This is a genomic window from Martelella sp. HB161492 (genome assembly GCF_013184775.1).
GTDB lineage: Bacteria > Pseudomonadota > Alphaproteobacteria > Rhizobiales > Rhizobiaceae > Martelella.
Genome location: NZ_JAATVV010000027.1, coordinates 1 through 10793, shown reverse-complemented (window position 1 = coordinate 10793; position 10793 = coordinate 1). Strand labels below are relative to the sequence as shown.

14 protein-coding genes are annotated in these 10793 nt (G+C 59.8%); all 14 read right to left on the bottom strand.

The genetic code is table 11. The features are described 5' to 3' along the window. The coding region (locus HCK86_RS23695; protein ID WP_176086966.1) for a phage tail tape measure protein at positions 1–1806 on the bottom strand (1806 nt) is incomplete at its 3' end. A gap of 220 nt (positions 1807–2026) precedes the next feature. Next, a complete protein-coding gene (locus HCK86_RS23685) occupies positions 2027–2437 on the bottom strand; it encodes a hypothetical protein (protein ID WP_176086965.1) in 411 nt (136 codons plus the stop codon). After that, positions 2437–2850 carry a phage tail tube protein gene (locus HCK86_RS23680; protein ID WP_176086964.1) on the bottom strand — a complete coding sequence of 138 codons (414 nt, stop codon included), beginning with the start codon at positions 2848–2850 and terminating at the stop codon, positions 2437–2439. The genes HCK86_RS23685 and HCK86_RS23680 overlap by 1 nt, the downstream gene beginning before the upstream one ends. 40 nt (positions 2851–2890) lie before the next feature. Beyond that, positions 2891–3142: a hypothetical protein gene (locus HCK86_RS23675; protein WP_176086963.1), complete on the bottom strand. Its 252-nt coding sequence runs from the start codon at positions 3140–3142 to the stop codon at positions 2891–2893. Positions 3143–3607: 465 nt separating this feature from the next. Further along, entirely contained in the window at positions 3608–4069 is a 462-nt protein-coding gene (locus HCK86_RS23670; protein ID WP_176086962.1) for a hypothetical protein, read from the bottom strand. Continuing rightward, positions 4069–4401 carry a hypothetical protein gene (locus tag HCK86_RS23665; RefSeq protein WP_176086961.1) on the bottom strand — a complete coding sequence of 111 codons (333 nt, stop codon included), beginning with the start codon at positions 4399–4401 and terminating at the stop codon, positions 4069–4071. The genes HCK86_RS23670 and HCK86_RS23665 overlap by 1 nt, the downstream gene beginning before the upstream one ends. Next, the gene (locus tag HCK86_RS23660; protein WP_176086960.1) at positions 4398–4832 is read right to left on the bottom strand and encodes a hypothetical protein; all 435 of its coding nucleotides are present in this window, start codon (positions 4830–4832) and stop codon (positions 4398–4400) included. Before HCK86_RS23660 ends, HCK86_RS23665 begins: the two co-directional genes overlap by 4 nt. A 60-nt stretch (positions 4833–4892) precedes the next feature. Further along, positions 4893–5924, bottom strand: a complete 1032-nt coding sequence (locus tag HCK86_RS23655) for a major capsid protein (RefSeq protein ID WP_176086944.1) — start codon at positions 5922–5924, stop codon at positions 4893–4895. 40 nt (positions 5925–5964) lie between these two features. Next, a complete protein-coding gene (locus HCK86_RS23650) occupies positions 5965–6321 on the bottom strand; it encodes a head decoration protein (protein ID WP_176086959.1) in 357 nt (118 codons plus the stop codon). A gap of 33 nt (positions 6322–6354) precedes the next feature. Beyond that, positions 6355–6870 carry a hypothetical protein gene (locus HCK86_RS23645; protein WP_176086958.1) on the bottom strand — a complete coding sequence of 172 codons (516 nt, stop codon included), beginning with the start codon at positions 6868–6870 and terminating at the stop codon, positions 6355–6357. Positions 6871–6901: 31 nt separating this feature from the next. Further along, positions 6902–7786: a S49 family peptidase gene (locus tag HCK86_RS23640; RefSeq protein WP_246739757.1), complete on the bottom strand. Its 885-nt coding sequence runs from the start codon at positions 7784–7786 to the stop codon at positions 6902–6904. Next, the gene (locus HCK86_RS23635) at positions 7783–9540 is read right to left on the bottom strand and encodes a phage portal protein (protein WP_176086957.1); all 1758 of its coding nucleotides are present in this window, start codon (positions 9538–9540) and stop codon (positions 7783–7785) included. Before HCK86_RS23635 ends, HCK86_RS23640 begins: the two co-directional genes overlap by 4 nt. Continuing rightward, positions 9537–9767, bottom strand: coding sequence for a gpW family head-tail joining protein (gene gpW / locus HCK86_RS23630; RefSeq protein WP_176086956.1), 231 nt, complete (start codon positions 9765–9767; stop codon positions 9537–9539). The genes HCK86_RS23635 and gpW overlap by 4 nt, the downstream gene beginning before the upstream one ends. Further along, the coding region (locus tag HCK86_RS23625; protein WP_176086955.1) for a terminase gpA endonuclease subunit at positions 9764–10793 on the bottom strand (1030 nt) is incomplete at its 5' end. The genes gpW and HCK86_RS23625, both read right to left, overlap by 4 nt.

The window sequence follows — 10793 nt, the reverse complement described above, 5'->3', positions numbered from 1 at the left end:
GCTTTCAAGGGCGGCTCCAAGCCGGTGATTGGGAATGACCTGGCTGCCGCGCGGCAGGTTCACAAGTTCCGGCCCCTTCTCTCCGACAATCGCGGTTCCGCCCGGCGCAAAATCCGTTCCGGACGCAAAAAGGCCGGTGATCTTGCCGGCCGCCGCCAGCGCGGACTGCGACGATCCACTGGCGAACAGGCCACCACCGAACAGTCCGGCAAGCGGCCCGGTTCCGAGAATGGCTGCCTGCGCCGCGGCTTCGATCAGCTTGTTAATCAGCGTATCAAGCGCGTCATTGCCGGTTTCGATCGCCGGAATAACCGACTGAAAGCTGTCATAGGCAGTATCCCGGAAAAAGGCCGCCGTTTCCGCTGCCTGTTCCTGTTTCTTGCCCTGTTCATCAATCGAAAGCGTCAGCTTTTCGATCGCCGCCCGTTCGTCTTCCGTGGCATCGGCACCAGCGCGGCGAAGGTTCTCGAAGACCTTCTTTTGCTCGGCCGACATGGTCGACATGTCGAGTTCGTCCTGCAGCGCCTGGATCAGGTCTTTGACGGCATCCTTTTCCTTCGTTGTCGAGGCACCGCCGCTCTTGCGGGTTTCGGCAAGCCGGGCTTTCTTTGCCGCAAGGCTGGCCTCAGCTTTGGCCTGAAGCTCCTCTTCCGTCGCGCTGCCGCCTGCCTTGGTATATTGCGCGCGGATCCGCTCGATTTCCTGCTCGAGAGACAGCTGATCGGCCGTCAGGCTGTTCTGGTGGTCAATCTCTGCACTGACCTTGCGGTTTGCGGCAAGCTTGGTTTCCAGTGCCTCGCGCCCGGAATTGTAGTCGTCCAGTTCTGCCATGCGCCGGGCGACCGGATCGTCATTGCTCACATTAATCGAGCCAAGATCAACGTCATCCTGCGCCGTCCAGCCCTGACCATCGACCCATTTCATGGTCTTGCTCATGTCAACGCCCAGAAACGTTCCAAGCTTTGTCCAGACGCTTGAATTGCCGATCTCGGCAAGCTTTGTCTGAAACGATCCGAGACTTGTGACAAGGTCAGAGACAAGACCCGCGACCTCGACGAGGTTCGACTTTACCCGTGTGCCGATGATCATCGCCATGGCTTCCCACTTGGCGTTGACCTCTTCAGCCTTGTGCAGAACATCCTCATCCATCACGGCGCCAAGATCACGGGCTTCCTGACGGGCATCGGCAATGCTCTGGGCACTGTCATCCATCAGTGACGAGAACTGCTCGGCTGCCGTGCCGCCGAACATCTCATCGAGAACGCGGATCTGGGCCGCTTTGTCCAGCTGGCGGATCTTGCTGATCAGCGTATCAAACATCTTCGCCGGATCATTGAGCATGCGCGTCAGATCACGGGCGCTCAGACCAAGACGCTGGAAGGATTCGGCTGCAGAACCGCCACCGGTTTTGACAAATTCATCGGCGCGAAGCTGCATCTCTTTCAGCCCGTCTGTCAGGGCATCGACATCGATTTTCGACTTGACGGCGGCGTAGCTCAGCTCCTGGAAGGCTTCAAAATCAACGCCCGCCGTCTTTGCCGCTTTGCCAAGACTGGTGACCGCATCAACGGCCTCATGGGTTGACGCAACGAATGCACCGAGGCCAAGCGAGGCGGCAAGACCGGCCGGACCGCCCTGCAGCATGCCGAAGATATTATCGAGACCGCCGATCTTCGATTTGATCGCCAGGAACGAGCTGGCCGTATCATTCGCAGCCGTTCTCGCCTGCATGCGGATCCGGGTCATGGCGCTTTTGAATTCGGTATCATCCGCACCGATTTTGACAGGAATATCCGGTCTGCTCATGGAGCCTTCCCCTTGCGAATGGATTTCTGCGGGCCATGCCCGGCAACGATCGCGCGGATCCGGTCACGACTGACAGGGCTTGGCGAACTGGCCTTCCCGGTCACGCCATCAATGGCCATGACAAGCTCTGCAGGCGTCGCCGCCCAGAATGTCGCCGGCGTCCAACCGATCTTTTCCGAACCGATCGCAATCTGGAAAAGCGTGCGGATATGATCCGCGATCAGGACGCCGGCTGGTCTTTTTTTGCTGCAACGGCTGCCTCTACCTGCTCGAAAACTGACACAGTCTCACGCAGGCTGTTGCCTGCCTCGATATGAGCGGTCAGCGCCGTCTCGATCGCCTTGCGCCAGTTCGACTGGTCGGCGGCCGAGATATTTTTGTCGGAGAGCACTTTTGCCGCAAGCTCGGCCGCCTGTTCATCCGTCTCGGTGACGGCAAGGCAGCGGATGGCGCAGGAAACGGCGAAGGGTTCGAAGCCTAAAAGGCGCTGATAGATCTCATCCATCGAGCGGGCGCCGATGGCCTGTGACAACCGCATCAGCCCACCAAAGGTGACAGCCACGACAAAGGCCTTGTTGCCGATCGTGACCGCCGCCTCGCCGCGCAAGGGGTTTGCAAAGGCCGTCGTCATCAGGCAGCCGCCGCAAAGACGACATCGCCATCAAAGACGCCGGCAAGGTCGCAGGTCATTTCGGCAGTCTTGTCGCCCTGGAAGTTTGCAGACAGCATCCGCATCGGCCCTTCGAATGTGCCTACACCCGGCACGGTGACCTGATAGTCGTTGAGCGTCTGACCGAGAATGTCCTGCAGCACCAGCGCCTGCGTTGCCGAAGAGACATAGGCGCCGGATCCTGACCAGCGCACCGACTGGACGCCGCCAATCGAGGAGTATTTGAGGACACCGCCCGGATTATCGCTGTCGGGTTTGGTCGTGTCGACTTCCTCATTGTTGATGTTGAGCGAACGCTGTTCGACCACGCAGACGATATCGAAGGTTTCGGCATCATTCTTGCGCTTGATAATAAGTTCTCTGCCCAGGGCCATACCCAGGATCCTTTCGTAACAATGATGGAGGAAAAAACGCTCACCAGAGCGCAACGATATCCGCAGCCGTAGTGCCGCTCGCCTTCACGCGAGCGAAGACACCGAGCACATAACCGGTCGGGTGGTTCTTCAGCGTCACTTCCGTGCCGCCTCTGGTGATGCCGCAAATGTCACCGCCCTGCCCGAGATAGAGCGTCGAGGCCTGCGGCAAATCGGTATCGTCATCCGGCACGACAGGCGCACCGAACCAGAAGGGCTGGTCAAGACCGCCCTGTTTGGATGTCGGGTTCATGGGGGGTGTTCCAAATTTAGGTTCGTCGTGAGGACATCAAGAGGGACGCCAGATCAGTTATAGAAAACTGATTGATACAATCAAATTTCCAAAAGCAACAAAAAAGCCGCTCAACCATTAACTGGGAGCGACTTTCTATGGGTGAGGGTGATTGCCAAATCTACCAGGATGTCTTGTACTGCATTCTGCATAAACTTATAAATAAATTCATTCACACGCATTACAAACTCAGTCCAGGTCTTTTTAAAATTCTCGGTTTTTTTAGTCATAGGAACCTCCATACAATTGAAAATAAATACAAAAAACGTTTTCAACAGTTGAATGCCCAAGTACCAGAGAACCCCGGTAGGAATCGAACCTACCCCAACCCCCGTAACTAATTCTGATATACAATATAGAGCAAAACGAAAATATGTCAACAAAAATATAGTAGAAATATCGAAAAGACATAGTTATTATTAAATATTAATAATAACCATTATCACGAAAGGCAAATGTTTTGTAATCCACCACATAAGTCAGCGCCCCAATCCCGAGCGAGATCCCGGTTGCGCGATCGACATAATGCCGGCTTTCGTCCAGCACCATTTCGATCACCAGACCGTCGAGCTTGATTGCAGCGCCAAGCGCCGTCTCGATCTCGACCGCCAGCCGGTCAAACTCGATATCGGGATCCTCGGCCTTGAAGTGGACGATGATATCGATCGGCAGGCGCCGGTCGTAACCATCCTCACCATTTGGCCCGGCACAGGGGCGGATGGTGGCCGTCTCCTGCTTTTCCGACCATGTGGCGGTCAAGGCCGGCAGAAGGCTCTCGCGGATCGCTTCGGTACGGGCGCGTTTGACCTTGCCAGCGCCGGAGAATTCCGGGATGGCCGAAAGCCGGGCGAGAAGCGCGTCAAAGATCTGTGTCCGCATATGCGCCATCAGACATTGCCTTTAAGGAAGAGCACCTTCATCGCCCGACCGTCGTCAGCCTGATTGGCGATTTCGAAGGTTTGGCCGTTGATCTCGACGCTGTCGCGCTGGCTTTCGAGGTGATCGAGGCCGGTTGCCGGAACGCTGAGCGTTTGCGTGATGCCTTCGACATCCTGGCCAAATTCGTCACCGAGATCGCGGCCGATTTTCTGCCGCAGGATCCCGCGCACCGGCTTTGCCTCAGCAACACCATCGATCGTAAACAGGCAATCGACATTGCCGAATGCCCCGGCGAATTCCTCACCGAGGCCGGCAAACAGCTGTGGCCGTGGAAGGCTCATGTCTTGTCGCCCGTGTCAGCGCTATTTTCGGACTGAAGCTTTTGCAGTTCATCGGCCAGCGTGCCGTTGTCCTCTTCCAGCTGATCACGCTCGGCCGTCATGGTCTTGAGATCAGCAGCCAGCTTGTCGCGTTCTGCGGTCAGTGCCGTCAGATCGGCACTGCCGGTCTTGCTGGCCTTGGTCAGTGCATCCCGCTCGGCCGTCAGACTTGCGACCTGATCGGCAAGGCTGTCACGCTCTTCGGTGAGCGCTGCAATCCGCCGGTCGCTGGTACTGCCTTCTGCCGAGGTTCTGAACAGGCCGAACACCTGATCGAGGTTATCGGCAGCGGCGTCACTGAGGCCCTTGTCGGTGATCGGCACATCCTCGCCCGGAGCATAGGTCTTGTTGCCAAGCTTCACCGTTGTGTTGAACTTTCGCGTCTTTGCCATTGTTATCGTTTCCATATCTTGGAAGGGGTGGCGGGCGGCTGTTGCGCCCGGCGATCAGGATCAGCGCACCAGTGCAAACAGGCTGGCATTCGGCTCCGGCGCAATCGGCAGCGGGGCGGCCTGCGTCTGGCAGACCGTGCGCGAGGGGTTCTTTTCCGTCCACATGTCGGGGAAACGGGCCATCGGCAAAAGCGCCTGGTCATCGAGGATCGCGCCATAGCCGAAGTGGCCCATGAAGCCCTGCGGATCCATCACGCCAACGCCATAGCTCGGCCAGAAGTTGCCCTTCACACCGCCAGTCGTATAGCCCTGCGAATACTGCACGAAGGTGATCTCGCCGATCACACCGAGAACCGCCGAATATTTGCCCTCAGCCCCGGTCGAGACAGGGCCGAACTCCATCGAGCCAGACGCCTGACGGCGGTTGTCGAGCATCTTCTGGAAACGCTCGGAACGCTTCAGCAGCGTCGCAGCCCCCGGCCCCAGCGTCACCTCGCGGGCGGTGAAGCCGTCGGTCAGCGCCAGCAATTCGATCCAGTCTTCGATATCGTCGAAGGGATCAACACCACTCTCGCCCCAGCGGGCCGCAGCCGTCAGTGCGATGGTCAGCGATGCGTCGCGGCCGAAGTCGACCGTCTGCGTCGGATAGTTCTCGCCCTCGACAACGACCTTGCCGGTGCGCAGGACCTCCGAGCACATCGCCTCCTCGCGCCGGGTGATCCGCATGTCCTGATCGTCGATGATTGCGGCGATGTTATAGGCATAGCGCTCTTCCGGCGACATGACACCGGCAATTGCCTCTCCCGGAACACGGATCAGATTGCCCGAGGGGCGAAGGGTATTCTGCGGCTTCACATAGGCGGGCTTCAGGCTGGTGGCCTTGAAGCCGCGATTGGCGGCATCCTTGCCCGGCACGTCGGGATGAACGAAGGGGGCAAGCTCGCGATCGGGAATGATCTTGTCGAAGACAATTTCTTCCTGCTCGGAAAGCACGGTGGTCGAGAAATAGCGATTGCGCAGGAAGGCTTCAGGGCGATCGCGCGGCGGCAGAACCGTGACCAGTTCGGCCGTATTGAGAAGAAAGTTTTCCATCGGGATTTATCCTGTCGAGATGAAGGAAGAACGGGGCAGGTTAGCCGAGCTGGCGGACATAAAGGCCCGAACCGTTGCGGCGGAATGCCTGCTCAACGGTCGTCGCATCATGGCCATCGCCAAAGCTGAGCTTGTCGGCAGCGACACCGGCGGAGAAATAGGCCTGCGCCTGGACATCGCCGCCCGTGGCATCGACATCGAAGGCGAGCACACAGTCAGGCGTTTCAGACCCATCGCCGGCCGCTGCGGCCGACAGAATGTGCTTGGCCGAAGCGGTGATTTCGCCGAGAACGGCGCCGCGATCGAGAACCTGACCGGAAGCAATCGTCACGGTGCGGGTGGTGACCGGAATGTCAGAGACAATCAGATCGTTGGGGGCATAGCTTGCCGTATTCATGGGGGAGTTCTCCTGTTGGAATGCCGGCGTAAATCAGCGGCCGTGACGGGCTTTCATGGCGCTGCCGACGGCGGCCAGAAGCGATTGCTTTTCGGATGCGGCCGAGGGGGCACCGCCAGCGCCGAGTTTTGGCGTCTTGCCGGCCATCCGACCCGCCAGGCGATTGCCGGTCGACGTTGCAGCCGAGGCGTTCAGAATGGCGCTGGCCTCGGCAAAGCTGTGCGACGTGCTGAACGCCAGATGCGCCGCAAGGCCTGCATTGGCCTCCGCCTTCGGATGCATGAGGATCGCCTGGATCCGCTTGCGCTCGGCCGTCCGCGCCGACATCTGGCTACCCTCGTCGCCATCGGGTTCGTCTTCCGGGTTTCCCTCGCCCTCACCTTCAGCATTCGGATCGTCGGTGTTCTTGGGATCATTGGGGTCGCCTTCCAGTTCTGCAGGCGGGTTATCCTTTTCCGGGTCGGAATTGCCGGGATCGCCTTCCATGCGGTTCTGGCCGCGCACGGCAGCAAGCACGTTCGCGGTGAACCCGCGCGTGATCTGTGACATCTGTTTGTCCTCTTGGGGGTTGGTTGATGGATCAGGCCGCAGGGCTAAGGGCAGCCTCAAAGGCGGCAAGCACCTGCGAGGGACGTTGAACGGCATCGGCAAGACCAGCCTCAACCGCCTTTATGCCGCGATAGACGCCCGCCTCCGTGGCAAGGGCCGCCTCTGTCGTCAGCCGCCCGGCGCGATAGCGGGCAACCGTTTCTGCAAATTCGACGCGCATCTCTTCCAGTTCAGAAAGCTCACGCGAAAGCACATCTTCGGGGATGGCCTCATATGGGTTGAGGTCGGCCTTATGGGCGCCAGCCTTCAGGATGGTGACCGCAAGGCCCTCTTTCTTCAGCCAGCCGCTGACATCGACATGCATCGAGACAACGCCGATGGAACCGCAGACACCGGTTGACGGGATCACGATCATCCGCGCGGCCGAGGCCAGCAGATAACCGGCCGAACAGGCATGATCGGTCAGCACGGCAATGGTCGGCTTGGCGGTGGAAAGCTCAAAGATCTTTTCGGCACAGTCAAAGGCGCCGGTGACCTCACCGCCAAAACTGTCGATTTCGAGAATGACACCCCTGATACTGTCATCGAGGCGGCAGTCATTGGCCTGAATGCCAATCCCCTCATAGGAGGTGACACCGCAGGACTTGCCGATGAAGCTGCCCTTGTTGACCAGCGAGCCTTCAATCTCGATCAGACCGATCCCGTCGCTGGCACGGCGCACGCCATTATAGACCTTATTGCCCCAGCCATCAGTTGCTTCGCGGATCGTCTCACCGATCAGCCCCATCTGTTCGGATCCCGCCTCAGGCAGGCCGAGCACACGCGGGCCAAAGGCCCGGCCGATGGTTTCGGCCTTGCCCGGATGCAGCATCAGCGGGGTGTTGAACATCCGGCTGGCGATTTCGGGATAGTTCATTGTCTTGCCCTTCCATGAATGGCGGGGATACCAAGCGGATGACGGCGGGCAGATCGATCCCGACCGTTGACACTGTCCTCGACCTCACTGTCCTGATCGGCCTCATCCAGCGACGACGGCGGGGGATTACCCTCTGCGGGCACAGCCTCAGCCTCGGCCGGATGCGTCAGGCCAAGGCTGCGATAATAGCGGGCCTCACGTGCCAGCTGATCGGCGTCCATCTTCCAGTCCCGGCCCTGTTCTGCCGATTCCTGCTGCAGCGTTGTCAGCCGCCGATCAAGCCGCTCACCGGCGGCCTGTGCTTCACGCAGCGGATCAATCCAGCCCCTGCCCGGCCCGATCCAGTCGGCATGGCACCAGGCGGCGGGGTTCTGTTCAAACGATACCGCCCCTTCGGGCAGTTCGATCAGGCCCTTGTCGAACACCTCTTCGAGCCATGCCCGATAGATCGGCGCCATGAACTGAGCGGCAAAACCCGATTTCTTCGCCGTGAAGCCGCGCCAGATCTCCAGGAGCGCCGCACGGGCCGAGGAATAATTGACCTGGCTCCAGTCCATGGTCAGCTGCTCATAGGTCAGCCCCACGGCCGAGGCGATCTTGCGCAGAGCCGCATTGACGAACACCTCGAAGTTGGCATTCGGGTGCTCAGGCTTGGTCAGGTTTGCTTTCTCACCCGGCAGCAGCGTGTTGATGCGGACACCCGGCAGATTGATCGGCGCCGCCCCGTAATAGGCCTTCTGCGCTTCCGACATCTCGCCATAGAGCTTGCCGAGCGCACCATCACCGCCCTCGGCATCGAGTGCCGCCATCATCTCCTCAGGATCAAACGGCGTTTCGATAAAGGCCGCCATGATGGCGTTCAGCATTGCCGCCTGGCTTTCAAAATCCTCGTAATCCGTCGATTGCTTGATCGACCGCATGATCGGCGCCCAGTCGGACGCCCCGCGCGTCATTCCCGGCCGCTTCGGATCGAAGGCATGAACGACAATCGGCCTTCCCCATTCGGTGGCACGGGCCACATATTCCCATGACCAGAGCTTGGTATTCCCGGCAAACAGGTCGCCCGGATGGCTCTTACGGAAGTGATAGCCAAGCGGTGCGCCATAATCATCAATCGCAACGCCATCGCGCAAATGCTCGCTGTCGAGCGTGCCTTTCGGATTTGAACACCGGGCCGGATCGATCATGTGAATGGCGGTCTGGAACAGTGGCGCGTCATCCTGCCAGACCACAACACCGAAGGCCTCGCCTTCCGGGCCAAAGCGGTTGCGCGCAGCAAGGCCGAGGATCCCGGCCATATTCTTGGTGCGCTCGGCATCGCACCACATATCAACGTCCTGGGTATAGTCCCGCCAGAGCCCCTCAATCTGGGTTGCGATGGCCTCGGCCTGATCAAAGCTCAGCTTCAGCGTTACATGATTGGGACGGGCGGCAAGCTTCCAGCCGGCGCCGATGATGTTATCGACCAGACGCGACGTGCCGGCAGCGCCCCAGCCGTCATTGCGGGCGACATCATTCAGCCTGTCCACAAGCGTCGGGCGTGAGAGCGACAGCGCCGACTGGCCGGAATAGTTGCCCGCCTTCCAGCTGGCAAAGCTCGGATGATCAGATGCCGCTCCCTGATAGGGTGCCCGCGTCACCGCAGCACCGGAGACACTCACCATCATCCGGTTGCGCGTTGCCTGAAGCCGGGCCGACTGGCGAACAGCAGCAGGCAGCGGCTTGTTGTCAGGTCCATAGAGTTCCACTGTCATCCGAAGATCACCCCTCGCCCGCGCGGACGGCTGGAGGACCGAATGCCAAGCTCAGTCTCGAGGCCGCGGATATAGGCCCGGAGCGACGCCCGGTCGGCGCCGGAATAGGTGACCGTCTCACCGTCATAGGAAAGCGTCACCGCACTGCGGCCGGTTTCCAGCTTGTGGAGCGCAAGCCGTGCCTCGGAAAGCTGGCTTTCCAGCGTGATGCGTTCCTCTGTCGTCATGGTGTCCTGCCATTTCTCTGTGCCGCCCGGCCAGCGCGCCGCATGGCTGCAGCAACGCGATCCGGGACGGTTGTTTGTGTAGGTTCAGCCGCTTCGGCACGGTTTTCCTGCGCCCGGCTGACGGCCTCAGCGACAGCGGCAAGATTGCCGATCAGATCTTCGAGATCGCCCTGCTGTTCCGGCTCAAGCTTCGCCAGTTCCTCGGCGCGAACATCCCAGGCCTCATCGCTCCAATAGGGAACGCCAAGCCGGATCGCGGCCGCGCGCGACTGGTTCATCATGTCGAGCACTTCATTGCGCTGGCCTTCGGGAAGCTTCCAGCGCCAGCGCGGATAGCCGCTGCGGTCCTTTTCCTTGACGCGAACCTCAGATGTTGCCTGCTGATAGAAGGTGTCACCAAGCCCGGTGGCAAAGCGGATATAGCCCGGCGCTTCCGGGTCATCCTTCCTAAAGTCCCGGTAAAGCCCGATCTTCATCACCGAGGCGTTGAAGTTGAAGAAGCGGGTCGACCACTTCTGTTTCTTCGGCCGGCCGTTCTTGTCATATTCCCGCACCTGGCTCAGCAAAGGTGCGGTATCGCGATTGTCACCGCGGACCATGATCACCTTGGAACGCGGGTGACCGCGAACCCAGAACCAGACATCTTCGGTATAGGCATTGCCGTCGATGCCGACGCGATCAATGCGTCTTGGCTTGCCATTCTCATCAGGCCAGCGCCTGGCGATCAGCTGATCGAGCGCCTTCATCACCTCAGGCTCTGAGATATGGCCGGAATGCTCACGATAGCCGGCAAGATGGCTGCCCGCCCGGCTGTCGATCACACCGTAATCAATCACCGCGCTGATCTTGTTGCGGCCCCAGCCGCGCAGCAGCCACTCGACACGGTCGCCCTGAACGTCAATACCCATGGTGAGCGCCAGACTATCGGCCGGGACGATGCCACGTTTAAACCCCGTTGCATCGGCGCGGTCGCGCAGGTCTTCCCAGTCCACCGCCTTATTGTCTGCCTCAAAGGCAAGGCCAAGC

Coding starts and splice junctions, on each gene's coding strand:
- HCK86_RS23685 (WP_176086965.1), bottom strand. CDS start 2,437: ATGACGACGGCCTTTGCAAACCCCTTGCGCGGCGAGGCGGCGGTCACG.
- HCK86_RS23680 (WP_176086964.1), bottom strand. CDS start 2,850: ATGGCCCTGGGCAGAGAACTTATTATCAAGCGCAAGAATGATGCCGAA.
- HCK86_RS23675 (WP_176086963.1), bottom strand. CDS start 3,142: ATGAACCCGACATCCAAACAGGGCGGTCTTGACCAGCCCTTCTGGTTC.
- HCK86_RS23670 (WP_176086962.1), bottom strand. CDS start 4,069: ATGGCGCATATGCGGACACAGATCTTTGACGCGCTTCTCGCCCGGCTT.
- HCK86_RS23665 (WP_176086961.1), bottom strand. CDS start 4,401: ATGAGCCTTCCACGGCCACAGCTGTTTGCCGGCCTCGGTGAGGAATTC.
- HCK86_RS23660 (WP_176086960.1), bottom strand. CDS start 4,832: ATGGCAAAGACGCGAAAGTTCAACACAACGGTGAAGCTTGGCAACAAG.
- HCK86_RS23655 (WP_176086944.1), bottom strand. CDS start 5,924: ATGGAAAACTTTCTTCTCAATACGGCCGAACTGGTCACGGTTCTGCCG.
- HCK86_RS23650 (WP_176086959.1), bottom strand. CDS start 6,321: ATGAATACGGCAAGCTATGCCCCCAACGATCTGATTGTCTCTGACATT.
- HCK86_RS23645 (WP_176086958.1), bottom strand. CDS start 6,870: ATGTCACAGATCACGCGCGGGTTCACCGCGAACGTGCTTGCTGCCGTG.
- HCK86_RS23640 (WP_246739757.1), bottom strand. CDS start 7,786: ATGAACTATCCCGAAATCGCCAGCCGGATGTTCAACACCCCGCTGATG.
- HCK86_RS23635 (WP_176086957.1), bottom strand. CDS start 9,540: ATGACAGTGGAACTCTATGGACCTGACAACAAGCCGCTGCCTGCTGCT.
- gpW (WP_176086956.1), bottom strand. CDS start 9,767: ATGACGACAGAGGAACGCATCACGCTGGAAAGCCAGCTTTCCGAGGCA.